This window comes from Citrobacter sp. LJND-P06 (genome assembly GCF_058188415.1).
Genome location: NZ_CP187317.1, coordinates 1,905,304 through 1,931,179, shown reverse-complemented (window position 1 = coordinate 1,931,179; position 25,876 = coordinate 1,905,304). Strand labels below are relative to the sequence as shown.

27 protein-coding genes, 1 tRNA gene and 5 pseudogenes are annotated in these 25,876 nt (G+C 47.5%); 18 read left to right on the top strand and 15 right to left on the bottom strand.

All coding sequences use genetic code 11. The annotated features are described in order from the left end of the window. Positions 1-103 precede the first annotated feature (103 nt). From ACO7SM_RS09275 to ACO7SM_RS09260, 4 genes are all read left to right on the top strand, one after another. Positions 104-442 carry a hypothetical protein gene (locus tag ACO7SM_RS09275; RefSeq protein ID WP_490470573.1) on the top strand — a complete coding sequence of 113 codons (339 nt, stop codon included), beginning with the start codon at positions 104-106 and terminating at the stop codon, positions 440-442. Next, the gene (locus ACO7SM_RS09270) at positions 442-885 is read left to right on the top strand and encodes a DUF2231 domain-containing protein (protein WP_490470905.1); all 444 of its coding nucleotides are present in this window, start codon (positions 442-444) and stop codon (positions 883-885) included. Before ACO7SM_RS09275 ends, ACO7SM_RS09270 begins: the two co-directional genes overlap by 1 nt. 102 nt (positions 886-987) lie before the next feature. Further along, positions 988-1,713, top strand: coding sequence for a ferredoxin--NADP reductase (locus tag ACO7SM_RS09265; RefSeq protein WP_490470572.1), 726 nt, complete (start codon positions 988-990; stop codon positions 1,711-1,713). Positions 1,714-1,764: 51 nt separating this feature from the next. Then, positions 1,765-2,484: an RNA polymerase sigma factor gene (locus tag ACO7SM_RS09260; protein WP_490470571.1), complete on the top strand. Its 720-nt coding sequence runs from the start codon at positions 1,765-1,767 to the stop codon at positions 2,482-2,484. Positions 2,485-2,517: 33 nt separating this feature from the next. On the opposite strand, the gene ACO7SM_RS09255 is transcribed toward ACO7SM_RS09260, so the two are convergent. Both ACO7SM_RS09255 and ACO7SM_RS09250 read right to left on the bottom strand, forming a co-directional pair. After that, positions 2,518-3,003 carry an SRPBCC family protein gene (locus ACO7SM_RS09255; protein ID WP_490470570.1) on the bottom strand — a complete coding sequence of 162 codons (486 nt, stop codon included), beginning with the start codon at positions 3,001-3,003 and terminating at the stop codon, positions 2,518-2,520. A 15-nt stretch (positions 3,004-3,018) separates the two neighbouring features. Continuing rightward, a complete protein-coding gene (locus ACO7SM_RS09250; RefSeq protein ID WP_490470904.1) occupies positions 3,019-3,690 on the bottom strand; it encodes a sigma-E factor regulatory protein RseB domain-containing protein in 672 nt (223 codons plus the stop codon). A gap of 174 nt (positions 3,691-3,864) precedes the next feature. On the opposite strand from ACO7SM_RS09250, the gene ACO7SM_RS09245 reads away from it, so the two are divergent. Beyond that, positions 3,865-4,260 carry a hypothetical protein gene (locus tag ACO7SM_RS09245; RefSeq protein WP_490470569.1) on the top strand — a complete coding sequence of 132 codons (396 nt, stop codon included), beginning with the start codon at positions 3,865-3,867 and terminating at the stop codon, positions 4,258-4,260. 15 nt (positions 4,261-4,275) lie between these two features. Here ACO7SM_RS09245 and ACO7SM_RS09240 read toward each other — a convergent pair whose 3' ends face one another. Further along, positions 4,276-5,187 carry a LysR family transcriptional regulator gene (locus tag ACO7SM_RS09240; protein ID WP_490470568.1) on the bottom strand — a complete coding sequence of 304 codons (912 nt, stop codon included), beginning with the start codon at positions 5,185-5,187 and terminating at the stop codon, positions 4,276-4,278. Positions 5,188-5,301: 114 nt separating this feature from the next. On the opposite strand from ACO7SM_RS09240, the gene ACO7SM_RS09235 reads away from it, so the two are divergent. The 5 genes from ACO7SM_RS09235 to ACO7SM_RS09215 all read left to right on the top strand — a co-directional run bounded on the left by ACO7SM_RS09235 (position 5,302) and on the right by ACO7SM_RS09215 (position 12,717). Beyond that, entirely contained in the window at positions 5,302-6,450 is a 1,149-nt protein-coding gene (locus tag ACO7SM_RS09235) for a M20 family metallopeptidase (protein WP_490470567.1), read from the top strand. After that, positions 6,431-7,828, top strand: a complete 1,398-nt coding sequence (locus tag ACO7SM_RS09230; protein WP_490470566.1) for a YfcC family protein — start codon at positions 6,431-6,433, stop codon at positions 7,826-7,828. Before ACO7SM_RS09235 ends, ACO7SM_RS09230 begins: the two co-directional genes overlap by 20 nt. A 398-nt stretch (positions 7,829-8,226) precedes the next feature. Beyond that, positions 8,227-9,048 carry a hypothetical protein gene (locus tag ACO7SM_RS09225; RefSeq protein WP_490470565.1) on the top strand — a complete coding sequence of 274 codons (822 nt, stop codon included), beginning with the start codon at positions 8,227-8,229 and terminating at the stop codon, positions 9,046-9,048. 190 nt (positions 9,049-9,238) lie between these two features. Beyond that, complete coding sequence (locus ACO7SM_RS09220; protein WP_490470564.1) at positions 9,239-12,061, top strand: C1 family peptidase; 2,823 nt, start codon at positions 9,239-9,241, stop codon at positions 12,059-12,061. A gap of 377 nt (positions 12,062-12,438) precedes the next feature. After that, positions 12,439-12,717, top strand: coding sequence for a YdgH/BhsA/McbA family protein (locus tag ACO7SM_RS09215; protein ID WP_490470563.1), 279 nt, complete (start codon positions 12,439-12,441; stop codon positions 12,715-12,717). Between the two features lie 20 nt (positions 12,718-12,737). Here ACO7SM_RS09215 and ACO7SM_RS09210 read toward each other — a convergent pair whose 3' ends face one another. Both ACO7SM_RS09210 and ACO7SM_RS09205 read right to left on the bottom strand, forming a co-directional pair. Next, entirely contained in the window at positions 12,738-13,118 is a 381-nt protein-coding gene (locus ACO7SM_RS09210; RefSeq protein WP_490470562.1) for a hypothetical protein, read from the bottom strand. Continuing rightward, complete coding sequence (locus tag ACO7SM_RS09205) at positions 13,099-13,311, bottom strand: hypothetical protein (RefSeq protein ID WP_490470561.1); 213 nt, start codon at positions 13,309-13,311, stop codon at positions 13,099-13,101. Before ACO7SM_RS09205 ends, ACO7SM_RS09210 begins: the two co-directional genes overlap by 20 nt. Before the next feature lie 54 nt (positions 13,312-13,365). On the opposite strand from ACO7SM_RS09205, the gene ACO7SM_RS09200 reads away from it, so the two are divergent. Continuing rightward, positions 13,366-13,734 carry a hypothetical protein gene (locus ACO7SM_RS09200; protein WP_490470560.1) on the top strand — a complete coding sequence of 123 codons (369 nt, stop codon included), beginning with the start codon at positions 13,366-13,368 and terminating at the stop codon, positions 13,732-13,734. A gap of 525 nt (positions 13,735-14,259) precedes the next feature. On the opposite strand, the gene ACO7SM_RS09195 is transcribed toward ACO7SM_RS09200, so the two are convergent. Genes ACO7SM_RS09195 through ACO7SM_RS09175 form a run of 5 tightly spaced genes read right to left on the bottom strand, consistent with a single transcriptional unit; the run spans position 14,260 to position 16,015 of the window. Then, positions 14,260-14,424, bottom strand: a complete 165-nt coding sequence (locus ACO7SM_RS09195) for a hypothetical protein (protein WP_490470559.1) — start codon at positions 14,422-14,424, stop codon at positions 14,260-14,262. A gap of 40 nt (positions 14,425-14,464) precedes the next feature. Continuing rightward, positions 14,465-15,217 carry an antitermination protein Q gene (locus ACO7SM_RS09190; RefSeq protein WP_490470558.1) on the bottom strand — a complete coding sequence of 251 codons (753 nt, stop codon included), beginning with the start codon at positions 15,215-15,217 and terminating at the stop codon, positions 14,465-14,467. Next, entirely contained in the window at positions 15,214-15,360 is a 147-nt protein-coding gene (locus ACO7SM_RS09185) for a YlcG family protein (protein ID WP_490470903.1), read from the bottom strand. Before ACO7SM_RS09185 ends, ACO7SM_RS09190 begins: the two co-directional genes overlap by 4 nt. After that, positions 15,360-15,671 (bottom strand): Ref family recombination enhancement nuclease, encoded by a 312-nt coding sequence (locus tag ACO7SM_RS09180; protein ID WP_490470557.1) that lies wholly within the window; start codon positions 15,669-15,671, stop codon positions 15,360-15,362. The genes ACO7SM_RS09185 and ACO7SM_RS09180 overlap by 1 nt, the downstream gene beginning before the upstream one ends. After that, entirely contained in the window at positions 15,668-16,015 is a 348-nt protein-coding gene (locus ACO7SM_RS09175) for a hypothetical protein (RefSeq protein WP_490470556.1), read from the bottom strand. The genes ACO7SM_RS09180 and ACO7SM_RS09175 overlap by 4 nt, the downstream gene beginning before the upstream one ends. A 327-nt stretch (positions 16,016-16,342) precedes the next feature. Here ACO7SM_RS09175 and ACO7SM_RS09170 point away from each other — a divergent pair, with 327 nt between their 5' ends. The 6 genes and pseudogenes from ACO7SM_RS09170 to ACO7SM_RS09145 all read left to right on the top strand — a co-directional run bounded on the left by ACO7SM_RS09170 (position 16,343) and on the right by ACO7SM_RS09145 (position 21,308). Further along, positions 16,343-17,263, top strand: a complete 921-nt coding sequence (locus ACO7SM_RS09170; RefSeq protein ID WP_490470555.1) for a lysozyme inhibitor LprI family protein — start codon at positions 16,343-16,345, stop codon at positions 17,261-17,263. Positions 17,264-17,685: 422 nt separating this feature from the next. Next, complete coding sequence (locus ACO7SM_RS09165; protein ID WP_490470554.1) at positions 17,686-18,138, top strand: DUF4760 domain-containing protein; 453 nt, start codon at positions 17,686-17,688, stop codon at positions 18,136-18,138. Position 18,139: 1 nt separating this feature from the next. Then, entirely contained in the window at positions 18,140-18,532 is a 393-nt protein-coding gene (locus ACO7SM_RS09160; RefSeq protein ID WP_490470553.1) for a BRcat domain-containing protein, read from the top strand. 239 nt (positions 18,533-18,771) lie between these two features. Beyond that, positions 18,772-19,033, top strand: a pseudogene (locus ACO7SM_RS09155) (thioredoxin domain-containing protein); the annotation flags it as partial. A 355-nt stretch (positions 19,034-19,388) separates the two neighbouring features. Then, a pseudogene (locus ACO7SM_RS09150) lies at positions 19,389-19,792 on the top strand (cell envelope integrity TolA C-terminal domain-containing protein). A gap of 208 nt (positions 19,793-20,000) precedes the next feature. Further along, positions 20,001-21,308, top strand: a complete 1,308-nt coding sequence (locus ACO7SM_RS09145) for a DUF3644 domain-containing protein (protein ID WP_490470552.1) — start codon at positions 20,001-20,003, stop codon at positions 21,306-21,308. A 254-nt stretch (positions 21,309-21,562) separates the two neighbouring features. On the opposite strand, the gene ACO7SM_RS09140 is transcribed toward ACO7SM_RS09145, so the two are convergent. From ACO7SM_RS09140 to ACO7SM_RS09125, 4 genes and pseudogenes are all read right to left on the bottom strand, one after another. Then, the gene (locus tag ACO7SM_RS09140; protein ID WP_490470551.1) at positions 21,563-22,240 is read right to left on the bottom strand and encodes a hypothetical protein; all 678 of its coding nucleotides are present in this window, start codon (positions 22,238-22,240) and stop codon (positions 21,563-21,565) included. A 243-nt stretch (positions 22,241-22,483) separates the two neighbouring features. Beyond that, a pseudogene (locus ACO7SM_RS09135) lies at positions 22,484-22,793 on the bottom strand (transposase); the annotation flags it as partial. A 22-nt stretch (positions 22,794-22,815) separates the two neighbouring features. Further along, positions 22,816-24,078, bottom strand: a complete 1,263-nt coding sequence (locus ACO7SM_RS09130) for a hypothetical protein (RefSeq protein ID WP_490470550.1) — start codon at positions 24,076-24,078, stop codon at positions 22,816-22,818. A 327-nt stretch (positions 24,079-24,405) separates the two neighbouring features. Continuing rightward, positions 24,406-25,180: pseudogene (locus tag ACO7SM_RS09125) on the bottom strand (phage replication protein O). Between the two features lie 155 nt (positions 25,181-25,335). Here ACO7SM_RS09125 and ACO7SM_RS09120 point away from each other — a divergent pair. Continuing rightward, positions 25,336-25,647: pseudogene (locus ACO7SM_RS09120) on the top strand (site-specific integrase); the annotation flags it as partial. Between the two features lie 130 nt (positions 25,648-25,777). Here the strand turns inward: ACO7SM_RS09120 and ACO7SM_RS09115 are convergent. Continuing rightward, positions 25,778-25,864, bottom strand: a tRNA-Leu gene (locus tag ACO7SM_RS09115). Positions 25,865-25,876: the final 12 nt, after the last annotated feature.

Genomic DNA, 25,876 nt, shown 5'->3' with positions numbered 1-25,876 from the left:
GTCTGGCTGACAGAGTAAAAAAGATCCGTCAAGACCGGAGAGATTGCCTTACGCCCCGGGCAATGACGAGCCGCACTATCCGCAGCTTCTCTGGAGAATACACATGCTCAATTACGCCATCCTCGTTTTTGCCATCGGCGCGCTCGGTGGACTGGTGCTGGCCGCACATGTACTGCGCAACAAATTCGCCCCCTGGTTTCTGTCTCTTTTACATGCCGGGTTAGGCGCGACAGGGCTGATTTTGCTGATCCTGATGCTTGTTCAGGGCAATGCGCCGCAGCAGGTACTTATCGCCTTCGTGTTACTGCTGGTGGCTGCATTGGGCGGATTCTTTCTGGCCTCGTTCCATTTGCGCAAGACGTTACCGCCGAAAGCCATTGTCGCCGTTCATGCCAGCGTCGCCGTCGTCGGTTTTCTCACGCTGGTTAGCGTGTTCCTGTGATGTCCCGTCATCCGCTGCATCCGGCGCTGGTTCATTTTCCCATCGCCTGCTGGTCACTGGCCGTTGCCGCCGATGTTGCCGGGGTGTGGTTTGGTGAGACGGCCTGGCAGTGGTCTGGCGGACTGCTCGCCGTTGGCTGTTTGATGGCGTTAATCGCCATGATTGCGGGCATGTTAGAACTGTCTCGCGTGCCTGAGGGCGCGCCAATGCGGATGGTCTGGTGGCACATGGGCCTGATGTGCGTCGCGTTCGCGCTCTTTGGTACCCGTCTGTTGATGGGGATTGAGAATATGCACCTGCAGGCGCCGGACACACTATCTTTATTGTTAGATGCCACAGGATTTATTTGCCTGATGGCAGGAGGCTGGCTTGGCGGAACACTCGTCTATCATCATGGCGTCGGGCGTTCCAGTGACCAGAATCCTCCCCCATCCGTAAAATAATCATGAGGTCATCATCCCTAAGTTCGACGCTGACATGCTGAGAGACGGTGTTGTATTCAGGGTAAAAAAACACCCTCCTCAGTTTAATACCGGAGTTTCATCATGGTCGAATATAACGTTCATCTGACCGCCCGCCACCAGATTGCCAAAGGCACGATGGCCTTCCACTTCGAAAAACCCGTCGGGTTCAGCCACAAACCGGGGCAAGCCATCGATCTCATTTTGCCGGGACATCAAACTGACACCCGGCCATCGGATACCCGCCACACCTTTTCCATTGTCACTGCGCCTGAAGAGGACGAACTGGTGGTCGCCACTCGCCTCGGCGAAAGCGTTTTTAAACGTGCGTTGTGTACGTTGCCGATGGGGACTGAAGTTCAGATCAATGGCCCATTTGGATCCTTCACATTACCCAAAAATCCGGAGCGCACTGCCGTGCTTATCGCCGGGGGGATTGGGATAACTCCCTTCATGAGCATGTTGCGCCACGCAGCCAAACAGCAGACGCCGCAGCAATTGATCCTGCTGTATAGCAATCATCACCCCGAAGATGCGGCCTTTCTGGATGAATTACAGCAGCTTGAGCAGCAGAATCAGCGATTTCAGTTAATGGCGACCATGACGGATATGGCGCATTCGACCCAATCCTGGGACGGCGCTACGCAGCTCATCGACAGCGACTGGATAACGCGGATTGTCGCAGGGCTGGATAACCCGGCCTTCTACGTTTCCGGCCCACCCGCCCTGGTGGAGGCAATGCGTCAAACGCTCACGCTGTCTGGCATTGATGAGGACAACGTGCGCAGTGAAACGTTTTACGGTTACTAACGCGGTATCCACTGTCGCTGCGAAAAACAGATCCCGCACACAGGAGACGCTATGCAGAATACACGATCGCTGTCCTCTGGCCTGCCGTCGGCCCCTCCCCCCGATGCTGATCTCGTCACACGCGCCGCGTTGGGGGATGCGGCGGCATTTACGGAAATCATGCGCCGCCACAACCGGTTGCTGTTTCGGACCGCGCGCAGCATTTTGAAAAACGACGCGGAGGCTGAAGATGCGCTTCAGGAGGCCTATCTGAGCGCCTGGCGCGCACTGAAGGGATTTCGTTCTGAAGCCACGCTTTCAACCTGGCTGGTGCGTATTGTGGTGAATGAATCATTGGGGCGTCTGAGGCGAAAAACCGCCTCCGTTATTCCCCTTGATGCTGCCATGAATGCCATTGATTCTGACATCCAGGCATCGTTAAGCGATACGCCTGAACATCACCCGGACTATGCCGTGATGCAAACCCAAATGCGCCAACTTCTGGAAGCCCGTATCGACTTGCTGCCCGAGGCTTTTCGTACCGTTTTCATGCTCAGGGCAGTTGAGGAGCTGAGTGTGGAACAGATTTCACAGGCGCTGGATATCCCCGAAGCGACGGTGCGAACCCGTTTCTTTCGCGCCCGCAGTCTGCTCCGTGAGGGACTGGCCAGCCAAATGGATATCGCCCTGAACGACACCTTCGCGTTTGACGGCGCACGGTGCGATCGGATCGTTGCGGGGGTACTGGACAACGCAAAGGCCGAAGGGCTCTCAAATCCAAAAACAGAATAACGTGGTGCCACTGACGGGTAATACGATCGTGCATTACCCGTTGTCGATGCCATACATTTCGACATGTGTGCCTAATTTACGGGCCAACCCCTTTGCGCCATCGCGCATCACGGTATGGTGATTCCAGCGAAAAACAGGCGCCGCCAGAGGCGCGAGATAATTCATCCACCGGGTGTTGGTCCGAATATTCCAGTCATACCTGACAATCGTTTCCACCCCATTTTCTGAAAATGACCACACTCCACGCCCTTCAACTTCACCACTGGCTTCGCCTTCCAGCAGATAAAAAGGGGTGATGTTAAGGACATGGATGTCAAAGGTGATTCGATAAGGTAAAGCCCCTTTCCAGGTATAACGATGCAACGCCCCGATCCCCTGGACATCCCCTTTTTCGATTTCAGTGATCTGCTCCAGGCTCGCCCACCACTCAGGCCACTGGTCAGGATGAGAGAGCACCTCCCACACCTCCTGTACAGAGGCCGCAACCCGCCAGGTGGTGGTAAACTGGTATTCAGCCATAAACCCAAACTCCCATTACGGTGTGAAAAAATCAGCGGGGAACTGAATGTTGACCACCATGGCATCCATCAGGACGGTTTCCAGCAGGCTTCCCTGCCGGTCGTAGCTGACAACTTTGGCCGGGAGTCCATGAGATTTATCTAACCAAATTTCATACCGATTAACGTCGTCGACACTTACACCTTTAGGCCCCGTCACGGACAGATGTAATGTGGCGCGTCCCGCCAGCGTCTCGTCACCGACAGTCACTGTTGTCCCATCGTTCTGTAACCGGCGAATATTACTCAGCAATACGCCAATGTCGGATTGATCCACCCGATGACCGTGATCGTCTTGTATCAATGAATCTGTCGGGGAAAGGTTCAGCACCGGAAATGTCCCCAACCCAAAGGGCCATAGCTTCACTTTACGACTGAGCGGGCTATAGATAAGCACCGCACCGGGATGGGGGCGGGTGAAATCCATCCTCACAAATCCCGGTTTGCGATAGCTATAGCGAATGATTTTGCTTTCATCCTGCGGTGACGAGGAGCGCAACAGCACCTGATAAGATTGAATGTGTTGAAATTGTTGCTGAGATATACCGATCGGATTAGTCGTCTTTTCACTTTGCGAAAAAGCCGATGCCACAGCGAAATTTTCCGCTGAAGGCGCCATACCGCTAAAGAGGAGTAATGCCGCACACATTACCGCCAAAGAGATGTAGTCGCTAATGATTGTCTCCTGCCTTAAGAGGGTCAGCAAACAGTAACCATCACCTGCTGTCATTCGTCAGTATAGTGCTTATTTGAACCGCCCAAACGGGTGTCACGCCTGCAAAAAGCTATACTTTAGTAACCACACTTAAAATGAGGATTAATCATGAAACTGCTACGGGCGTCTTCATCCATCGCCCTTGCGCTACTTCTGATGACCTCCTCTTATGCCGCAGCCAGCGCCCTGCAGCACCAGGTCGACAGGGAGCGAGAATTACGCATCGCGGTGATTACCGGTAATGGTCTAAACCGTTTCGGGGGAGACGTTGGCTTTACGCTCAACGCGCAAAACAGGAAGATCCGGTCATTTGGTACTCACCACGTCGTCATCATTGATCCCGTCATCATTGATAGTTTTGGGATGCGCGGCGGAAATCCTGCCCGCGATGGCTTTATCGGCAACCCCGCACGTGATGGATTTATGAATAATCCTGCCCGAAACGGATTCAGGAATAATCCCGCCCGCGGAGGGTTCATGACAAATATGCCCCTTCGCAGATAACCGCCCATATTACCGTCAGGGTAACCCGGCAAAATAACTATTTAATAAACGCCACAGATAACTTGCCGCTGGCGTCATACGATGGTCATTAGAGCGCAACAAATGGCACTGACTTTCGCGAGCAATACGATGTTCAATTGGAACAGCCACCAATTGTTCGCGAAACTGAATACTTTTCAATGTTTGCGGCGTCATAAATGCGACGCCTTGCCCGGTCTGGCATAAGGCGATAGCGCTGGTAAACAGATTACAGCGGTATGCGGGCGTAAAAATAAGGCCTTCATTTTTAAAAATGGCGTTCAAATAGCGCTGTATACCAAAATCTTCGCTCATGACAATTAAGCGGTGGTGCGTTAATGCTTCGGCGGTGACAGTGGGTAAAGCGGCGATGGGGTGTTCGGGCGGGACAATGGCGCAAATCGGTCCACGCCGAAAACTGTGACACTTCAAACCCGGCGGCGCGGACGGCCCAAAACTCACCGACATATCCACCTCCCCTTTAGCCAATAGTGTGAGGGTGGTTTGCATATCGCCAGACTGAATGTTGACGAAAACAGCAGGATAGGCCAGGGAAAACGCACTAATGACATGCCTCACCACCTCTTCCACCATGCCCTGACCTACGCGCAAGTTCACCGACCCACCGCGCATATGGCGCAAATCCTGCAACTGACGCTCGAGTTGTTTGCGCCGCTGCACCGTCAGCGCATAGTCTTCTGCCAGCAGTTTCCCGACATCCGTTAATACCACGTTGCGGCCACGCCGTTCGAGTAACGGCAGTTGTAACGTTCTTTCCAGTTCGGATAACTGACGGCTCACGACCGACGGATTAATGCCCAACGCATCGGCTGCGCGTCGAATACCGCCATGTACGCCAACTTCATACAAATACCCGATGGATTTTTCTGGATAGGTGGAGAACGTCATATTTTTGGCTTATTCGTTGCTCACAGGGCAACAATAATAATCATCACTCCTCATTTTTTACAATGCCAATTCTGCGCATACTGCCTGTGACATCCAAGACAGACGGAAAAATACATGAAAAATATAAAAACGTACCTGCAACAACACGCATCAGACATCCTGAATGATATCAAACGGTTGGTACTGGCAGAATCGCCATCACATGACAAAACCGCAGTTGATGCGTGTGGCCGGGTGCTGGAGGATATTTTCCAGCAACGTTTAGGTGTGCAGGCAGAAATCGATGAACAAGAACACTACGGCAACCACCGTAAATTCACTCTGGGTAACGACGGGCCGCAAACGACGCTGATAGGTCACTTCGACACGGTATGGGACAAGGGTGTGCTGTCTCTACGCGAGGAAGACGGTAAATTATACGGGCCGGGTATTCTGGATATGAAATCCGGGCTGGTGCAGGCCATCTGGGCGGTGCGCGCGTTGCAACAGCTCAACATGCTCGGGTGCCAACGTATCGTATTCCTGTGCAACAGTGACGAAGAGCTGGGCAGTCCGAGCTCGCGGGAATGGATTGAAACACATGCGCGCGGTTCCGCGCAGGTGTTCGTCGTTGAACCTGCCGTCGCGGGCAGCGGCGCGCTTAAAGTCGCGCGAAAAGGCACGGGCCACTATGAAGTAACTATCCACGGGCTGGCGGCACATGCCGGTAATAATCCAGAAGAAGGCGCCAGCGCAATACAAGAGATGGCGCAGCACATTCTCTATCTGAATAGCCTCAATGCGCCTGAGCGAGGTACGACCGTCAACGTAGGTATCGCCAACGGCGGTAGCCGCTTCAATGTGGTGGCCGATCGCGCCTATCTCGGCATAGACACCCGAGTCACTTCGCAAGAAGAAGCGGCGAGTATTCATGAAGCCATTTGCCAATTGCGCCCCTACGATCCGCGCATCACACTGCAGGTCAGCGGCGGCCAGGGACGCCCACCGATGCGCCAGACGCCCGCATCACGCACGTTATTGACACGGGCGCAGCATGTGGCGGAAGCATTAGGCTTCACCGTGGCGGGCGAAAGCGTTGGCGGGGGCAGCGACGGTAATTTTACTGCCGCGCTCGGTTTACCCACGCTGGATGGCCTCGGTGCGACCGGTTCCGGGATCCATGCCAAGCATGAACATATCAACATTGCCAATGTACCGCTACGCGCAGCTTTAGTGGCAGGGGTAATCGCTGAAGGGGGAAATCATGACGCAATCCCACGTTGATTCGTACTCACCTCCGGTTTCCCGGCAGGATAAAGGGCAAAGTCCCTATCTGTTGCTGTTTATTATCCTGGTCCTCGCCGCCGTCGCGACCTGGATTATTCCCGCGGGCGTTTATGATTATGAAACACGCGACGGTATCAAGTTTGCGGTAAAAGGCAGCCTGCATGCCGTTGCGCAAAGTGGTGTCTATCCGCTGGAAATCTTTACGGCGATAGCCAAAGGCATGGTAAAACAAGCGTCGATTATTTTTCTGATTCTGTTTACGGGGGGCGTGTTAGCCGTCATCGAAAAAACCGGAGCCATTGCGACTGCGCTTAATTCTTTATCGCACAGCACGAAACTCAGCGACAAATGGCTCGTGCTGATCTTTGCCGCCATCTTCGGCCTGCTGGGTACGACTGGCGTCGTGGTGAACGCGGTGGTCGCGTTTGTGCCCATTGGGCTGCTGATTGCGCGTTCGATGGGATTACCGCCAATATTAGGGGCATCGTTGGTCTATCTGACCTGCGCGGCGGGCTTTAATGTGGCGATCCTCAATCCTGCAACGACGGGGCTCACACAACATCTGGCGCAGTTACCGCTCTTTTCCGGCATGCTGTTGCGTGGCATCACCTGCCTGTTATTTATTATTACCGCTGCGGCCTATTTGATCTGGTCAATTCGCCGTAGCCGACAGCAGGGTTCTGTGCGTCCCACTCTGGAAGCTTCTGGCAATGAAGTGTTGAACGTTACGGCGCGCCATAAATGGATTTTAGCCATCACCGTGCTGGCCCTGATTCTGTTTATAGCCGGGACAATACAATTCCATTGGGGCACCAATGAGATGTCGGCAATGTTTATCCTGCTGACAATAATCGTAGGACTCATCGGCCGCCTGTCCGGATCGGATATCGCAAATACCTTTCTAGCGGGCTGTTCGAAACTGGTAAAAGGCGCATTTATCGTCGGTATGGCCGCAGCCATTTCACTGGTGTTGCAGCAAGGCAACGTACTGGATCCGATTGTCGGGAGCTTATCCGATTTACTGGAGCCGGTGCCGATACATGCGGCGACCCTCGGGATGTTTATCAGCGCAGCGTTGATTCATTTTGGGATATCGTCGGGTTCCGGTGAATCAGCCCTGTTGATCCCTATCTTTTCTCCCCTTGGTGATAACCTTGGTCTGACTCGTCAAGTGATGGTTCAGGCGGTATTGCTCGGTGAAGGTATTGTCAATTGTATGAACCCGACCTCCGGGGTTCTGATGGCCGTATTAGCCACGGCCGGTGTGCCTTATGGTAAATGGTTGCGTTTTGTGGCGCCGGTGATCGCCATCTGGTTTGTCATTTGCGTCATCATGCTATTAATCGGCGTGGCGATTAACTGGGGACCGTTTTAAACCGATAGCTGAGCGTCAGAAACAGACAGAAAATACCCGGTAGCATCGTCTACCGGGGTATTGTCAGAATCACAGGCTAATCTGAAATGTCTGAAGTATCCGTGGCGATTCGCTGTTGAGCACCAAAATATAAAAATAATAGTCTTATTATTTCGACATGCTATTAGCAATGCAAATCACGCATCAGGTGTTTATCATCACGGATATACTCACACCTGCATTTGTTTTATATTTTTAAACAATCAGCAAGCACCCGCTTCCATACACGTTGTCAGGTTCATCCATAATCAATATGGTTGATATTAAAAATAATAAACCATACACCACACTTACCTTTCAGACGTTTTTTATCTATCAAAATGATTAACAACATTTGATTTTACTGAGAGGTAAAAAACATGACAGATAAATCAGATAACACCGATCAACACAATTTGCGCTTCGGTATTCCCCCTGTTAAATGGCTACTCACTAATATTCAACACCAGGACGCACGATTGGGACTGGTGATTTCGGTCTTTCTTCTTTTGCTCTTAAGTTTTACCTGGATTACGGGTTCTTTTGGCAAGATAACTGAAATGAGTTTCTCTGATCTCACTTACTTTTTAATCAAATTTTTAATGTTGGCTGCAGGTATCGTTATTTTTTTTAAAGTCCTCGATGGCAGTATCCTTCCCCGCATCATCCTTTGGTATGTCACTACCCTTTTACTGATCACGGTTTCTCTGTTCTGGATGCAGACACTGCTCCGCACCCCCGCCGTATTTGTGGTCGAGGCGAAATGTTTTGTCGAGCCCTGGACTCAGGGATGTCCATTGGGTAAATCCATCCCAACAACAATAGTGGAAGCTCCCAGTAAAGAAGTGCAAAACAGTAATATACAGAATCTTCCTTTTCCGGATTCGCGCAATACAGTATTTGTCCAATTTGCCGGGACACTAGCACGACAGGCGGTAATAGACGTTTCAACCGAGCTTGAAAAGCGTCACTGGAATATTCAGGGGGCCGCGCTCGGAGGTGAACGTACAGCCCAGGCCGTAGGAATCAATCAGGTACGTTATTTTCATAAAGAGGATGCGGAGCTCGCCAAACGATTAGCCACAGAGTACAACGCAACGGCGGAATGGCCTGGCTTCATTAAGCTGAGTGTCGCCTTTGTCGATGGATATACCACCAGAGTTTCACCGGGTGTTCTTGAAGTCTGGACCAGCGTCAATTGAGGCCATCATTTAACGTCATTTGGCTGAAAGTAATGCGCTGCACTACAGTCGATCTCAACATCACGGTTCCACGACGTGGATATCACCGCAAAGTACTCGCTTTATTGAGGGGAAAGTCATGGTTAAATTGCTGTTGCAAGGCTCATCTGGGCCGGAAGTTGTTCAACTCCGCAAGTATCTGGCGACGACATTGGGCGCAGATGCACAAATGTTCGACCTGCAGGCGAAGAATGACCAGTTCGATGAGACGCTTGTGGCAGCAGTACGCCACTGGCAGTCAAACATCGGTATCCTTGCCGACGGTATTGTCGGCCCTTACTGCCAGAGCCTGCTGGGTCTGATAGAACTCCCCTCCCTCGGGCTGCGTGCAGATGATGTGCAAAAGTTGTTCCCGGCCACCAAGCCGTCCAACGTATTGCGGTATCTGCCATACGTTGCCGCAGCACTCGCCAGTGAAGGACTCACGACGACCCCGTTAATTCTCGCGGCTCTGGGAACCATCCGCGCGGAAACCGAAGGCTTCGTCCCCATTTCCGAATATCCTTCGCAGTTCAACACAACCCCTGGGTTACCGGCATTCAGCGCCTACGACGCAGGAACAAAACCTGGTAAGAGTCTTGGCAATACCGAACCGGGGGATGGCGCCAGGTTTCGCGGACGCGGTTTCGTACAGCTCACCGGGCGTGCGAACTACGAAAAATACACCGCCCGCACCAGCGTGCGTATCGATAAATCCCCTGACCTCGCCAATGCGCCCGAAGTGGCGGCTGTATTGTTGGCCATGTTCCTCGCCGATCGCCAGGAGGAGTTAACGACCGCACTGACAGCCACGCCACCGGACTACAGGAAGGCGCGCAGGCAGGTGAATGGCGGTTCGCACGGATTGGATCGATTCAAAAACGTTTTCACACTTGCCGCTGCCATGCCAACCGTCGGAGTAATCAGGAAGACGATGGCGAGTAGCGCGCCTCCGAAAGCGGGCAAAAGCAAGAGTGCCGCGGCGGCGATTCCCGTCTCCGCACTCGTCTCAGGCCCCGTACTCAATGCGTCGAAGGATCCGGTCGATCTGCGCGATCGTACCTACACACCGCCACCGGTGAACTTACCTGATTTGTGCCCGAGCAATACGAAGATCGCAACGTTACTGACTGTCTATACGAAGGCGGCGCTGATCCTCGATCAGGGTCAGGAAGGAGCCTGTACGGGCTTTGGCCTGGCCTGCGTCGTGAATTATCTACGCTGGTGCAAAGCCGATTTTCCCACGAAGCTTGATTCAGTGAGCCCCCGCATGCTTTACAACTTTGCCCGGCGATACGACGAATATGCGGGTGAGGATTACGACGGCTCGAGCTGCCGTGGCGCGCTTAAAGGTTGGTTTCACCACGGCGTGTGTCTGGAACCTGACTGGCCCTATCAGGCGCAGGATAATGAGCCACCACAGTACGGCTATGCGGAGCGTGCAGCCAATACGACACTGGGTGTCTACTATCGAATAGACATCAAAAACATCACCGACATGCAGGCCGCTATCCATGAGGTCGGTGCAATCTACGTTTCCGCCTTCACGCACGAGGGTTGGCAGACTGTGCCGCAAGTGAACACGCCCATCACGGATCATTCCTCGCTTTCCGTTATCGCCTTTGATGGCAAGCCCTCAAAAACCGATGGTCATGCCTTTGCACTGGTGGGGTTCAACCGCGATGGTTTTATCGTGCAAAACTCCTGGGGAAATAACTGGGGTTGCGGTGGTTTTGCGGTGCTGAGTTATGTCGACTGGCTGACCAATGCGATGGATGCCTGGGTTGCCGCGCTGGGCGTACCCGGCGTGGTGCCAGGACAACTCGCCACTGGCAAACGGGCCTATGCCACACTTGCAGGAACGGCCAATAATGCGCTGTGGTGGGATGAAACGACCGCTTACGAGCACAGCATCGTAATAGGCAACAATGGACGTGTGACGCGCTACCTCACACAAGACGAGATGACGCGAACGCTGATGTACCAGGGTTGCGTGTTGCCCGATCGCTGGTTCCGAACCCATGACACGAAAACCAAGCGTCTGGTGATTTATGCCCATGGCGGGCTAAACGACGAAGCTGGTTCCATTGAGCGGGCGCGGGCGATGGGTCGCTATTTCACAGGCAACGACTGCTACCCTTTATTCCTCGTGTGGAAAACGGGGATTCTGGAATCCATTGGCGACATTTTCTCTGACCACTTTCGTCGTGAACCATCACGGGCTGGAGGCGTTCGCGAAGCGTTGACCGATGCCTCCGACATGTTACTGGAACAAACTATAGGTAGACCTGTCGCCAAACCCGTCTGGAGTGAAATGAAGGAGAACGCGGAATTTAGCTGTGTCTCGGGACGCGCAGGCGACCTGCTGGTGACAGCACTGCAGACGCTTGCTGCGACCTGGGGTGACGCCCTGGAACTCCACATCATCGGTCACTCGGCAGGCAGCATCATCCTCGGCCATTTCGTCGATCTGTTGTCAGCGCGCGGTCTTGGCGAGCAACTTAAGTCTGTGCATCTCTATGCGCCGGCATGCACAGTGCAATTTGCTAACCGCCACTATGCACCGCATGCAGAGCTGATGAAACGCATGTATCTGCACATTCTCTCCGAACGCAATGAGCGCGACGACAATGTGGCGGCAATTTATCGTAAGTCGCTACTTTACTTCGTTTCGAATGCCCTGGAAGGCGATCAGCGCACACCGCTACTGGGTATGTCCACTATACGTGACAAAAACTACACAGGCTGGGACGGTTCGTCGAGTACGGGCGAAGCTCTGCGCAACTGGCGCCGTGCTGCTGCTGAGGCCGGGCTGGAAAAGAGCGGACGCACGAATGTCATTGAGGATGACAAGGTGCCCACCGGTCCGAAAGTATTGATTGATGCTTCGCACGGCAGTTTCGACAACAATATCGACGTCCTCAACCTGACACTGCAACGAATCGTTGAAGCGGACAAACTGGAGATGCCCGTAGACGATCTGAGAGGCTTTTAGCTGGTGCGCTCTCAATGAGATGCAAGCGTTCATCGATTATTATTTCAGTAAGATAATCATTGATATACAGGAATAATGGTGCCAGGGATGGTTGATGTAAAAGGTGGAATTCCGTCACAAATAAAACCCAGGTGGTTTCACATCGCTATTCATCACAGTGCATTGCTGATTTCGTCTATTCTTCTTAGCTGCTGTTAACAGAAACTAGATAGTTATGGATAGCGCTGATCACAGAAGCGGCACAGACGCCTGAAACCGCCGACGGGGTACTGATTGAGCACTAATCCGTAGTTTCTTCACTATCTTCTCTTAGCAACTACACTTTAAAGTGCCCGTTGATTCTGAGCTCTCAGCAACCTGAGGCTTACGAGGATGTAATGATGAAAAGACGACTGTGTTTCTCTGTAGCGGCGGCTCTTATGGCACTTCCGATAGTGACCATGGCTGCAGCCACTGTTACGCCCGCCAAAGAATTAGCACCAGGAACGACTCACCAGCAACAAATAGGGACTATCTCTGCCTGGGGAGATTCCTCTGATGATGTAGAGGCTTACATTAGTAAAACAGCCACTCATAAAGGCGCGACAAGTTATAAAATAATTTCTGAGACAGATTTTGAAGGCCAGATCTACGGAACGGCAATCCTCTACAAATAGTATTCATCCACAAGGTCGAACTAAGCCTTATAAGTTAACGGCTTCCACCGAGGGGAGTCGTTAACAAGTGATGTGAAGAACGTCCCTCCCGACGATAACGCCAGTTTCAGGTGGAAGGTGTAACGCAGCAGGAAACGTTTAGCAAAGACGCCGGTTTGCACGGCGTCTTTGACGCCCGCAACCTGAATCTGGTTTCCCAGCGCCAGTTGTGTTGCCTGATTGGCCTGGCCCAGCGCGATTTGCAGTGCGGTGTTATTGATCAAGCCAACACCGGCAGCGATTTCAGTCTGGGTTTGCGCGGCATTCAGGGGGACGGCGCCTTCGATTGTGCCGAGTTTCCCCGGGATTGCAGCATCAAAGACCTGACGACCGCAGGAGTTGCTATCCCCCCCCCCCCGCAACCGCCACCCCAGCCGCCAAGGCCACCACGCCCCAGTAGTGCGCCGAACAGCAGACCGCCAGCAAGACCACCGCCGCCACCGCCAAGAAAACCATCATTACAGCCACCGTAGAGGCTGAACTGTGACACCAGTATTTTTTGAGTGGATGTACTGACTCGGTGACAATATCTACCAGCGCCCGTTCCTGCGTCATTTCCCCGGCGCGTTTATCCGCACGCCGTGGCCTGAACTTTATAGCGATCTGGATGTGCATTGTGTCCGTTCAAACACAGTTCTGCGCACTCAGCGTAAAAACGAAATCTGCACGGATCACGATTTTTCCCCGCAGCCCAGGAATGCCAGAACAACGCGTATTTGTTATGGCCCGCAGAAGCTGGCGAACGGCGGCATTATCCACGCATTCAGAACGCAATTTGGTGTGTCTGGCCCGCTGGTGTTCGACCTGCCGAGCTTTAACAATGTGCACCGCAAACTTCCGACCGATTGCCGCATTGCGGTGATTCGCCCGGCTACCGTTCGCACCGAATGGGCCAGCGGCAGCCGCAACCCGGATCCGCATTACCTGAATGTTGCCGCGCGTATGCTTCGCCAGTTGGGTTACCCATCAACTGAGTGAACCAGTCAGCGATACTTGATTTGTATGGCATGTTAATTACCAGAAGATAGCGCCTCGCCCAACAATGTCAGGGTATGCGATTGATTAGGCTGATTGGGCGGGCGCTTATTCGAATATTCCCACCGGAAAATACTGAGGTTTATTGATAATTTGATTATCACGCCTTCCAACAGCATTTAATGTAAATAAATGAAACGCAGAACTGATACTAATAAATGGCAAGCCTTTTAGTGTTTTGTTTTGTGATAAGTACTGCCCTCATTTAAGGAGGCATTATGCAAAAGAAACAACATACGTCGGCAGGCATGCATGACAATAAACGCGTGAATTTTCAGTCAATCCGGTATGTTATTGCACTCGTTATAATAATCTCAGCCATCTTGTGGCTTTTTTATCCGTAACAATGTTCTTCTCTGTAAAAGCCTGCCTGGCCCCCTCTATCAAGGGGGCTGATAGTCTCCGTTCGCCAGAAATAACTACACACGCCAGTGCGAATTTTGGCCCTTGGTGCGTTGAGGATAGCCGTTACATTAAGAGCGGCGGAATCGCGCCCTGAGACTTATTGAAAAAGAGATTATCTCTCAGATCGATGCCAGTCACCGGAAAGCAAAAAGCCCCGGCAGATGCCGAGGCTTTAAAATCAGTAACGTCACAGGCGTAATATCCCAGCGTTAGAATCAGCGTATCCATTTTCCGCCACTTTTGCAATGGCATAATTTCATTATGGTTATTATCCAGTCACCGCTTTCAGCATCCTTTCAGCGCAGGACTCTTCAACATGGCAATGCGTTACCAGGCGATCGAAAAATAACTTATAGTTTCGGCGCCATGTTGTTTCAGGAATGCCCAGTGCTTTAAAAATCTCAGAATCCTTCAATCGTGGATACCCACGACCGGCACAGCGCTTACACTGCGAATAGACCGGTACTCCCTGAAATTCTGTTTTCTTTTTGTCGAGAACCTCACCGCGTCCACGGCACCGGCATTCATTCCTTGTGTGCCCCTTCCCTCCACAAGGTTTGCAGATAACGCAGATTTGCTCACGAACTTCACGCGGTCCCTGCCAGATTCCTGAAATACGTACTGACTTCATCGTGAATACCTCAGCATCAATGAAACCTGACCCTACACAGTGGTCACACTTAATTTCACTGGCAGCACTGAGCGAATAATCACGGAAAACAAACTCCGCCAGTGTGCGCAAGAAGATGCGGCGCTGGTGTGCTGTCATTTTTTGTAGCGTGCGATTTTTCTTTCCTCGCTCGAGCGCCAGTTGCTCGATGTAGTTTGTGATGTTGTCTACCGGCAGAACACCAGCCTTTGCCAGATAAAGCTCAATGCCGATCGCTGATTTGGCGGCAGCCATCCCAAGTGATGCCATCACATCAGTGATGGTCAGCGTCTCAGCAGTAATTCCGCACGGTACAACGCCCGGCATCATGGATTTAGGAGAAAAATATTTACCGATACTTTCGAGGTTCATACTTTTGGCTCCCGCGTCATGAGTCGATGGGCGTAGTTTTTGATAATTCGATAATCGGTCAGGACAGAACCAGAAAAGCGATATACGCGCAGGCGCAGCCACTTTTCACGCAGCGATAAAAAAACCAGCTGATTGATGATCATCATTTTGCCCCTCCCAGCTCATAAAGAACCTGTCCAAGGAGGTCGGTTTCAGTGCCGTATTTCATTTCCCAGGTTTTGGGGCAATCGTGATATGAAACGCCAGCACCATGAAATTGATGAGGTGCGGGGCAAAGAGGGATTGTTTCGAAATGACTGGAGCGCTGACCTGCACCCTGACCGGTTCTGATGTGATGAATAACTGCTGGGGATTCACCAAGACCTTCATTGCGGCAAACAATACAGCCCAGCGCCACCACGCGGTCCAGGTGCCTTTGTTCGGTTTTGGTTTTGTAAGTGCGCTTTTTGCTCATGCTGTACCACCTGCACGAACAAAAGCACCGCCCTGAACAGGACGGCGAGAATAGGTTACTTCAGTTTTATGCGCCATCGTGTACTCCGGTTGGCGCAGCTTATACTCAGTCAGGGTGTTCAGCCCTTCAGAGATTATAGCAATGGAATTCTTTTGATATCCAGACATCAATTCAGCTTCCGCCAGCATCCTGAGACTGGTGACGAACTCATCAGGAGCCAGAGCAAATCCGCTATCCACCCTCAGCTTATCCATATCAAACAAAACCGGACCGGTTAACTCACGCAAACCGGGAACCAGGGACTCCGGAACGTAAATCACTATCATGTTTTCGTTAATTGACATGTTGTTCATCCCAAAGGAATGATATTCGCCTTTTCGGGATTTTCCGTTTTACCTTCCAGCGCTGGAAATTCAGTTTGGTGATTGTTTAAGTGCGCAACTAACTAGTTTGATCTTGATTTCGACCAGAGAACCTCAAAAAAAGGAGTGTAACTAAAACGGATATGCTTACAAACCACTAAAGCTAAAGCTCACCTACCAAATACCGTTATGTACATAATAGTGGCAGGTGTTTTTTTGACTGATATAATGCAATACACAAAATATCTCATCAAAAATGCACTCTCGGGCATTGTATATAAAACGCACAAATTACTCTAAAGGGAACTCATGAGAATAAAATACGCACCTCTATTACTCGCCGTTATAATTACGGGTTGTAACGATAATAAAGAAGTGATCGGTTGTTCATCGGAAATGACAAAATCCACACTAATGGACTTGATTAAAAAATCTGCCTATGAAGATTTGTCTGAACAAGTTGATGAATATCCAGATGTTACGAACCAGACTAAGAGAAGTGCTTTAGATAAAATAAAGCTCGCGATCTCTGAGGTGTCCACAACCTCCAGTGACTCAGGTAGCACTATGAAAACCTGTGAAGCTACTGTGACGATGAGTATATCTGCAGATGAATATAATAAACTCTATGAAGCATATAGGTCTAATTTCGGCAGGAATCTCGATAAGCAACTGGAGAACCTGGATCTGGAAAATAATGCAAACGTCTTTTCTAAACGCATTAGCTATACCGCACAAGCTACAGATGACCAGAAAAATGTATTTGTAAAAGCATCTGCTGATAATGCGATATCTTCGGGTGCAAGCCTGCTGACGGCGCTATCAATTATCAATCCGATAGTCGAGCAACAGAAAGTACAACAGGAAAAAGAACAACAACAACGGCTCATAGAAGCACAACAAAAGGCACAGCAGCAAAAGACACTGCAGCAGACTCAACAGCAGGAACAGCAGCCAACATACCAGCAGCCCCAGCAGAACATTTCTGACACCCTTCCTCAATCAAGAATTCAGTTCGCAAATTCTGATTCTGACCTGAGTACTGCCTGGAGTTCCTTCAGCCCGGAGAAGAAAAAAGAGTTGCTGCCTTCTCAGCGTCAATGGATCAAAACTAAAGATGCGATGTGCGGGAAAGTGTCTATGCAGGGCAATGACTATGAGGTAAAAAAAATGCTTGATTGTCAGACTCAAATGACATTATCAAGAATCCAGTTTCTCAGAAACCAGTGAGTAAAGGGGAATCTTTCCCCTTAATGATACTGATTCGCAACGTCTTCGGCGGTAATCGTTTAAGTCGGTAGTTTTGATCATTAATGATAACTCCCAACTCCCGCTTTCCGCGTGAAACTGCCGACTATGATTGCGGGCGCCCCGCCAGGTGCCAACAACGGACCTTATAAACATCGTGCTATGTTAATCAATGGGGAACTGGTTACAGTAATCTCTATAAAGTTGAATAGCTGGAATGCAAGTTGCATGTTCGAGATCATCCATAAGCAATTGATTACAAAAAATAAAACAACACACCCTTGCTATGAACTTAACACAAATGCGCATAGAACTCAAAGATGCCTATAGACACTATATGAGAAAATCAGGATTATAAGTATGAAGTGTACTGTTCATATTAAAGTTGCCATAAGGAATAAAAGTTGATTTTCGAAATTCTAAACACATCGTTTCAGTTGATATTAATTTACACTGTAATAATTGCAGCGATGGCATATATCAAAAATTTGAGGGATAAGAAAAAGCTACTTACTCTATCCTATATAAAAAGATGGAATGATCGAGCTTTTGACACTCACAATAAAACTGACAACAGCGCTTCCTTCGCTCAAATCTCAGATAGGGACCATCAGTCCAAATTGGAGTTAACGGTACATCTTAATTTAAGTTTTTTTGACGAACTGGCCTTAGCAATATTTAGTTCACAAGCAGACGAGAAACTTGCAAAAGAATTTTTTTATTACAACTTAATGTCTACATACAGGTTTGCTGAAAAAGAAATGCAAAATGAGCGACTCATTTTTAGCAACAGCCTCTATAGAAATGCGGAACGTTTGTACGGGCGTTGGTTAAAAGATCTTGAAAAAGGGAAGTAATATGACGTTACCTATGCTTCCTAATCAAATACCGGATGGACCTATAGATGTCACAGAACTTGTTATCAAGCAGATGGAATGCCCGAATCCTAATTGTAATTCAAAATTAGATGTTACAAACATTAATGTGGGTACGAAAATCCAATGTAAAGATTGTAGCAATGTTACATGGCTTCCTGATTATAAAAAGCAGAAATGGTGGCAAAAACCTGCTTCCTTTATTGCTGGAATTCTTTTGAGTTATGTGGTAGGCGTTGGCTCATCTATAACAGCATCGCGGATTTCAGAAAGTAATGTTGCAACGGATGCGACTACTGCTGCAGATAACAAGAATATACCTATCACTCAGCAACCCATTTTAACTGAAAAAAATAACCAAACTACTCCCCCCTAAAATAAAAATATTATTCATGGGTAGCAAAGTGTTAGAGCGTGATTGGCAAAATGAATTTTTAAAATAAAAATGGTAATACAATCATGAAAAATAAAATATTTATGTTGTATTTGGTTAAATAATACTAAGACACACTGATTGTGTAGAAGCGGCAGGTCTGATCGTAAAAGATATGGAGAATGTGATAAGAGCAGTAACCATAACTGACGATATCGAACGTCTGATAGTACTGGACACGCCCGATTGGGGCAGGCCTTGAAGCGCTCTACAAGAAATACGCCGTCCAAGGGTGGTGGTATTTCCCATGCAGGCAGTTCGCTAAGCAGGAACCCGGTGTTTCGTTACCCGAAAGAAGAATTGCCCGGGGTGCCGGGTGGGAGAATCAAGTGGAACTTCACTAAGTACCTGATCGGGCGCGACGGCAAAGCGATCAAGCGTTTTGCACCGTTAACCACCCCAGAGAAAATTGAAGCCGCAATTCTTGCTGCACCTAAAATCTAAGTGTTCCTATAAATCTAGCGATTCCCTTTTAAAGAGTTCCCGACAAACTGATGATATCCGAGTAAGGTTAACGTCCGCCTCACGCTGCAAGTTCAATGGTTCTTAGCCGACTTTCAGATTTAACAGTGCCCTGATACTGCGAACTGCTCGGTGATCTGTAGACTCAACTAGGGAGTCAACTCTACGGTGACCTTACTGTGCCCTTTCTGACTTTTGCCTGCTATTTTCAAGCCTGCCCCCCCTAAAATTGGGGGGTTATGAGGCAACCCCCCCCCTCTCTGATTTACGTGCCATAATGCCCCGATTCATTGGTGTGTATCGGTACTTTTTGGAAAAATCATAAACGGACTTAGACATGACCAAAATCCTGATGCTGGTAGTAATGGTAGCCTCCATTGCTGGTTGCACTCCATTTACCCCAAAAGACTGTCAGAAGAAAAACGCTCTTGATTCGTGTTCTTATAACCGTTCAGGCAAAGTAACCGACAAAGACATCTATGGCGAACAAGCATCAGGCATAAAAAAGCACTCGATGCAGCACTTACCAAACCCCACGCCTGGAATGGTAAAAGATGTAATTTGCACCTGGATTTCAATATGGACGGCACCTTGCAGAATTTCATCATAAAGAGTGGAGACAAGGATTACTGCCATGCTTTAGTTGAAGCCTCCAGGCGAGCAAAATTCCCAGCATTTACTGACCAGCATGTTTACGACGTCATGGGTTCTGCCCGGAGGGATATGCATGGGCAACCATAAAAATATCTTCTGACTGTCAGTCCTGCACTAAGAGATGACATCGATAGCGTTAAGATTAACAATATATTCAAAAAAATTTAAGCATGCATTTTAATTTGATATTTTGTTATTGACTTTAACTACTTCAAATCATAGAAAATAACATGCAAGCACAGCTAGTAAAATTTTCTTCTTCAGCAACAAGACCAATAGATGAGGGACTGTCAGAATGAGCAAGTTTGATAAGGTTGACTTGGCATATGAATTTTTAGTTTCGAGAGAAAAGAACCAGGAGTCATTTACGATAGATGAGTTAGCCGCCGCCACTGGATGGAAAGTCCAAACCTGCAAAACATATCCAACCAAGACCTGGAACAAATTCATTTCCAAAGATGGGAAGCAATATACAACTCTTGGCATAAAATATATTAGCAAGGAAGAGTTTAGACACATTAATACGCAGAAACACATGGACTCTATTCCCCAATCAGAGCGAAGCATCAATTTAAAGAAAGCCAGGGAATTTGCATTACTTGCAGTCGCAACTTATAACAACCCTTTTACTGAGTTCAAAACATTCGGTTTTATAGTAAATATAATTATTGCATATACGTCACTTTTTCATGCTATTTTTGCAAAAAATGGCACAGCATATAGTTATCTCGAACCTGATGGAAGTCCAAAACTAATAGACGGTGAAGAGAAGGCCTGGGAGTTAAAAACATGCTGCCAAGAATATTGGTCCGGCGTTGAATCTGCTGAAAAAGCAAATCTGCTATTTCTTATTGGACTGAGAAATATAATAGAACACCGAGGACTTCCAGCCATTGATTTGTTAACATTTGGTGAATGCCAAGCTGCAATTAATAATTTTGAGAATATTATTATAAAAGAGTTTGGCGAAACAAATGCACTAATGATTAATTTAGCACTTGCAATGCAGTTGACCAGAGCAACTCAACAAGCTCAAATTGATGCAATTAAACAATTCCAAACAGAGAATTTTAATGTTATTAAAAACTTCATGGATGATTATAAAAATGAATTATCTGATGACATAGTTCAAAGCCAACAGTATAGATTAAGAGCATTACTAGTACCACTAGTTGGAAAAAACGCCAAGCAATCAGACTTAGCAATTGAATTTATAAATGTCAGCAATCTTAGTGATGATGAAGTAGAAAAATATGAGTCCGGAATAGCTTTCATAAAAAATATCGAAAATCAATTCAAATTAAAACCAACAAAAGTTGTTTTATTAGTTCAAAAAAAAGAAAAAAATTTCAACATTACAACTCATACGAAATTTTGGAAGCATTATGAAGCCAGACCTATTGAAAATGATAAAAAATTTAAAGGCAAATATTGTGGGTATGTAGAAGGTTTTGATGGCTATCTATATTATCAGGAATGGGTTCGTTTTATTTTAGATGTTTATAAAGATAAAAATGAGTTAAAAAAGTTCTTGATTCCTAGCGTAATCAATCTTTTTATTATTAACACTCAACTCAAGTGGTCAAGCAAATTTTTCTCTTAACAAAAATCCTTTAAACGTCATCATAATATAGATGATGGCGTTTAAAGGCAGCCTTAAGTTAACCTTACTGCCGTCTCCGATATAATGCAAAAACCATTTAACTTCTGTAGTTCCTTCCTGCAACTCAATTTAAATATTATCACCAATATCACTTTTAATTAGGGTTATTATTATTTTATTCAAAGGTGGGAATTCATTATCCATTTTGATTGGACATTAGCATTCAAGCCCTCTCTTATCATGCGATAATAAAGTTATGCCAAGCCTGAACGACGCCCTCTTGATATCATATTACTTTGATATGAAGTAGTTCCCTCTTCAATGAGTCTTGTGAGTTCACTCAATCCACCACGAATTCTCTGAGAAACTATAAAATAAACATCCCTTTGAGCCAACGTAGGAATTAGATATTCATACTGTTCAGAATCGTCACAATAATCCATAGCGCACATACCCCACTCGGAATTTATAAATGGATCTATGACCTCATAGATGAATTGAGATGTTAACAGTGATACATCTTTATTAGGAGCAGCAAAATGTTGAATAGAGTTCCTCAACCTACCAAAGTCATTATATAATTTAATATTATTGATTTTTTTACCAGTAGCAGCCCAAACCTTCTCAGGCAATTCTGAATAAGTAATTGTCTGCCCCTTTTCCAATAAACTTTCAAAATCAAGAAGCCCTGTTGTTTTATTTACACAATCCGCAGTTGATTTTGGTAATGACTCAAAAATTAGAAGAGGGTGTTCCTGAGCAAGACGAGCCTTGAGAAAAATTTCGCAAGCATGGGCTGCCTGCAAAACTCCCAATTGGGACCACATTGGATTACTCATATCATAAAAATGAGCAAGGTAGTTAGCATGCGCAAGTGAACCTGCGCCTAATTCAATCATATGCTCATAGACTTTTTTTAAATTAAGATCCATTTATATCACCAAAATTAAAGGTTGTCCTAATATACAAAACTAGCCTGGGCATTGCGCCTATGTCAATAAAAAATCAATAAATTAAATCTAAATGCTATTATCGCGGAAACGCGGAAATTTGAAGAATCTGGTTTTGAGTGAAAGATGCAATGCCTACTTCATGCCCTGAGGCATTCAACAAGCTTTTGTAGTTTCGTCATAACGGGTTCTGGTCTTCCAGCAGCGGTAGATGATCCTTATCTATTCGAATGCCAGAGCCTGGTCCGAGGATTGATGAGATTTTACTTTTTCTTGTTGTCCCTGATAATACAGTAGTTAACCGTATTCGCAGCCCATTACATGAACGTCTGTCGAACAAACGTGGCATATTGGCAACACCAGTTTGCCTAAGACTTCTGTCCGCTTCGTTCGACTACTGTGCAATAACAGCAACGTTTTTAATTTCTTCTGCACTGTTGAAGAGTTTGCAGTTATCACCCAGTGCTATAAGCATTCGAGATCCCATGCCTGGAAATGATGTAAAAAAACCTGCATCGTACACGATATTGAACAATGGATAATTAGTCCCATGCACACTATTTTTCAATATTTAAGAGCACTTGACCTTTCGCTGTGATACCACCAAAGTGCAATGGATCAACATATAGCATGAGTTCGGCGTAGGGTTTAGAAAAATCAGGAGGGGAAGATATATTTATAAGCTCGGACATCTGGACAAGTCCATTTTTAAAATCCTTAGTAAATTTCACAGGCACTGAGAATTTTAATACGTCAGCAGAACCCGGTTTTACAACTACCAGTTTCTGTACGCCCTCAGTGGTCGATTCAGCCTCCGGATGGTGAATTTCGATTTTCGGATTCTCTTTGGAAAATGTGAGAACTGTCTGCAAATCCGAAATTTCGCTGACATACAGGTCATCGGTCCTATTCTCGATAAGCACTGTATAGGTAAGAAAACCTTCATTCGATTCTTTCCAATTTTTGGTGAGTTTGAGAAAAGGGATGCCAACGAACTTAGCAATAACATCTTTCGATGGAAGTTTTGAGCGTTCAAATGCGGAAAAAGCGCCGGGAATACTAGCAGTGTAGGAAAAGACTAAAAATACCAGAAATACGTAAAATGGGCTAATCCAAACTCTCAATGCAAACTTACTTGCACTTACTTTTTCTAAGATTCGATTTCCCTGAATCAGGAGCAAAATCGGGCATATAAGGGATATTGACGGCACTACGAGCATTGCACCCAATATACCCCAAACAAAAACCATCGGTTCCTCAAACATCGAAGTATCGATTCCAAAATGCTCAATCAAAAAACTAAATGCCGAGATTATGTAAAAAAAGAAATAGAAAAATGACGCAAACCCAAATGCGTAAGCCGACAGTTCTACTATTGCCCGGCGAAGTTTTGGTGGGTACAGAATGCGAGCATAAACATTGGAAAAAAAACTAACTGTTAAAAGGACAGGTAAAGAGGCCAATAAAAGTGTCGATAATGTAAGAACCTCTCTCCACCGCTGCTGCAATTCACCAACAATTTTTTCAAATGCCCATATTCCATCATTAAATGCTCCCCATGCCCCATAAGGTATGGTTGCAATTGCAATTGTAAAAATAAACCCGCCAAATGTTAGATATGTGTGTGGAGCGACATATTTTTCAAAGAATTGGTCTCTGTCTATGACATGTTGCGCAAAAGAAATGGGGTGTCTAAATATGAGCCAATGCGTCTTTAAATATTGAGCAAAAAAGCCAACAAGTCCAATTACCGTAGCCTCAATCTTCTGTGAGAGACCATTCGTACTAACTTCGCTCGTTGATTCATCTTTTTTAACCATAGGGTTTTCTAGGCCTTGTTACATGGGCGAAGACTTCGTGACATTTACAATTTAGTATGTAACTGCATAATGCTTTTTTCCACCCGAATCAGGATAATTCATATCATTTTTCCAATTCAACTCAACCGGTATAGATAAAACCTTTCTGCCTGCTTAGATGATAACGTAAAAATGTTATTGTGATTAATCTGCACTGCTGCTGACCAATGCCCCGTAGCGCCCGTAGGTCGTATGTCCCTCCTTGAGTTTGCTTCGCTCATAGCAGCTTATTCTCTTAAGGGGGTTGTTGATGCAAGGATAAGAAATATTTCCATTAACTTCTCCTGCTTAAACTCGAAATCCTGAGTTAGCAGCAGCCGCAAGGTCGTTATCGTAGTAATCATCATCAATAACTCTCCCGTGCAAATCATTGACCGGCGATAGTTTGAGGGATAGTTCATCCCATTTTTCGCGCAGCTTCGACGGGCTCAGGACGTTCTTGCACCAAAACGTATCGTTCTGCACGCGCTTAAACAATTCGCAAATCTGTCGATGGCTACGCCCGTCGATGGCACGCATCAGGCGAATCTCATTCGCCCAGGTATTCCAGTTAGGGTCTTTAGGGCGCGACACTTCGCCATCCGTTTCGGCAGCTTTCTCGTAGAGTTTTTTAATACGGGAGAAAATCCACTGAGCGCACTGGTGATCTTCCTGTGTACCCCATTTTCCCTTTGGAGCTGGTTCGATTTTTTGAACTGAGTTTGCGCCGTCTGAGGATTCGTCAGAATTCTCAGACGTAGAGATCTGTTTAATTGATGGATCTTGTTTTAATGACGGATCGTGTCCAGATTCTGAACCCTCAGAACCGGGTTTTTCATCGTTTTCTGTACGTTCAGGATTTGGACGTTCAGATTCCGAAGGTTCAGAATCTGAATGCTCAGATTGTCTAACCCCCGTTGCTTCGCCCTGCCCCGACCTGCCGTGCGAGCGTCTCAACCGCTGGCCAGCAAATCCCCTCATCAGAACTGAAATCAGCCAGACGTGCCATGACCAGCAGTTTTATTCCCTTCACACCCTGAGTGGCGCACCCGTCCCACACCCAAGCAGATAATTTTACGCTCACTGATCTAATCAACGGTGTGATTTTCTTCCAACCGCCCTTCTTTCCATCCTTAAGCGCCCACTCTTCCAGTTCTATCGCCAGTGTTTTGATCTCGTTGAGTTTCATCAGTCAGGTTCCCTCTGTGATACAGAGGGAATCTGTTTACCGACTCGTTTATAGAACTGGCAAAGTCGTTACCCCTCAAACAGGGTTTATCCAGTGTTTACGTCCTTCACCAGCAGAACGGTCGCCGGTATACACGGGACGGATTCAATAGTCGCTGGCAGCAAGCCAGAGAAGAAGCACAAGCGAAACACCCTCACCTTCTTTTTGACTTTACTTTTCACGACCTGAAGGCCAAAGGTGTTTCGGATCTGGAGGGAAGCCTGCAGGAGAAGCAGCAAATTTCAGGTCACAAAACGATTACGCAGACCGCGCGTTATGATCGCAAGGTTAAAATCGTGCCAGTGATTGGCGGTCAGAAATGATTGCATCATGTGCAACATGACGAATTGATGTTAGGAAACATGTTAGGAAATTGGATTTCAGACACAAAAAAACCACCCGTAGGTGGTTTCACGACACTGCTTATTGCTTTGATTATACTTGTCTTTCCCATGGTGCCCGGAGTGGGACTTGAACCCACACAGCGCGTACGCCGAGGGATTTTAAATCCCTTGTGTCTACCGATTCCACCATCCGGGCTCGGGAAGAAAT

Coding starts and splice junctions, on each gene's coding strand:
- ACO7SM_RS09265 (WP_490470572.1), top strand. CDS start 988: ATGGTCGAATATAACGTTCATCTGACCGCCCGCCACCAGATTGCCAAA.
- ACO7SM_RS09255 (WP_490470570.1), bottom strand. CDS start 3,003: ATGGCTGAATACCAGTTTACCACCACCTGGCGGGTTGCGGCCTCTGTA.
- ACO7SM_RS09130 (WP_490470550.1), bottom strand. CDS start 24,078: ATGGTTAAAAAAGATGAATCAACGAGCGAAGTTAGTACGAATGGTCTC.
- ACO7SM_RS09140 (WP_490470551.1), bottom strand. CDS start 22,240: ATGGATCTTAATTTAAAAAAAGTCTATGAGCATATGATTGAATTAGGC.
- ACO7SM_RS09260 (WP_490470571.1), top strand. CDS start 1,765: ATGCAGAATACACGATCGCTGTCCTCTGGCCTGCCGTCGGCCCCTCCC.
- ACO7SM_RS09170 (WP_490470555.1), top strand. CDS start 16,343: ATGAGAATAAAATACGCACCTCTATTACTCGCCGTTATAATTACGGGT.
- ACO7SM_RS09275 (WP_490470573.1), top strand. CDS start 104: ATGCTCAATTACGCCATCCTCGTTTTTGCCATCGGCGCGCTCGGTGGA.
- ACO7SM_RS09185 (WP_490470903.1), bottom strand. CDS start 15,360: ATGATCATCAATCAGCTGGTTTTTTTATCGCTGCGTGAAAAGTGGCTG.
- ACO7SM_RS09240 (WP_490470568.1), bottom strand. CDS start 5,187: ATGACGTTCTCCACCTATCCAGAAAAATCCATCGGGTATTTGTATGAA.
- ACO7SM_RS09235 (WP_490470567.1), top strand. CDS start 5,302: ATGAAAAATATAAAAACGTACCTGCAACAACACGCATCAGACATCCTG.
- ACO7SM_RS09270 (WP_490470905.1), top strand. CDS start 442: ATGTCCCGTCATCCGCTGCATCCGGCGCTGGTTCATTTTCCCATCGCC.
- ACO7SM_RS09190 (WP_490470558.1), bottom strand. CDS start 15,217: ATGAACCTCGAAAGTATCGGTAAATATTTTTCTCCTAAATCCATGATG.
- ACO7SM_RS09225 (WP_490470565.1), top strand. CDS start 8,227: ATGACAGATAAATCAGATAACACCGATCAACACAATTTGCGCTTCGGT.
- ACO7SM_RS09175 (WP_490470556.1), bottom strand. CDS start 16,015: ATGTCAATTAACGAAAACATGATAGTGATTTACGTTCCGGAGTCCCTG.
- ACO7SM_RS09250 (WP_490470904.1), bottom strand. CDS start 3,690: ATGTGTGCGGCATTACTCCTCTTTAGCGGTATGGCGCCTTCAGCGGAA.
- ACO7SM_RS09230 (WP_490470566.1), top strand. CDS start 6,431: ATGACGCAATCCCACGTTGATTCGTACTCACCTCCGGTTTCCCGGCAG.
- ACO7SM_RS09205 (WP_490470561.1), bottom strand. CDS start 13,311: ATGACGCAGGAACGGGCGCTGGTAGATATTGTCACCGAGTCAGTACAT.
- ACO7SM_RS09215 (WP_490470563.1), top strand. CDS start 12,439: ATGATGAAAAGACGACTGTGTTTCTCTGTAGCGGCGGCTCTTATGGCA.
- ACO7SM_RS09245 (WP_490470569.1), top strand. CDS start 3,865: ATGAAACTGCTACGGGCGTCTTCATCCATCGCCCTTGCGCTACTTCTG.
- ACO7SM_RS09180 (WP_490470557.1), bottom strand. CDS start 15,671: ATGAGCAAAAAGCGCACTTACAAAACCAAAACCGAACAAAGGCACCTG.
- ACO7SM_RS09145 (WP_490470552.1), top strand. CDS start 20,001: ATGAGCAAGTTTGATAAGGTTGACTTGGCATATGAATTTTTAGTTTCG.
- ACO7SM_RS09160 (WP_490470553.1), top strand. CDS start 18,140: ATGACGTTACCTATGCTTCCTAATCAAATACCGGATGGACCTATAGAT.
- ACO7SM_RS09195 (WP_490470559.1), bottom strand. CDS start 14,424: ATGGATACGCTGATTCTAACGCTGGGATATTACGCCTGTGACGTTACT.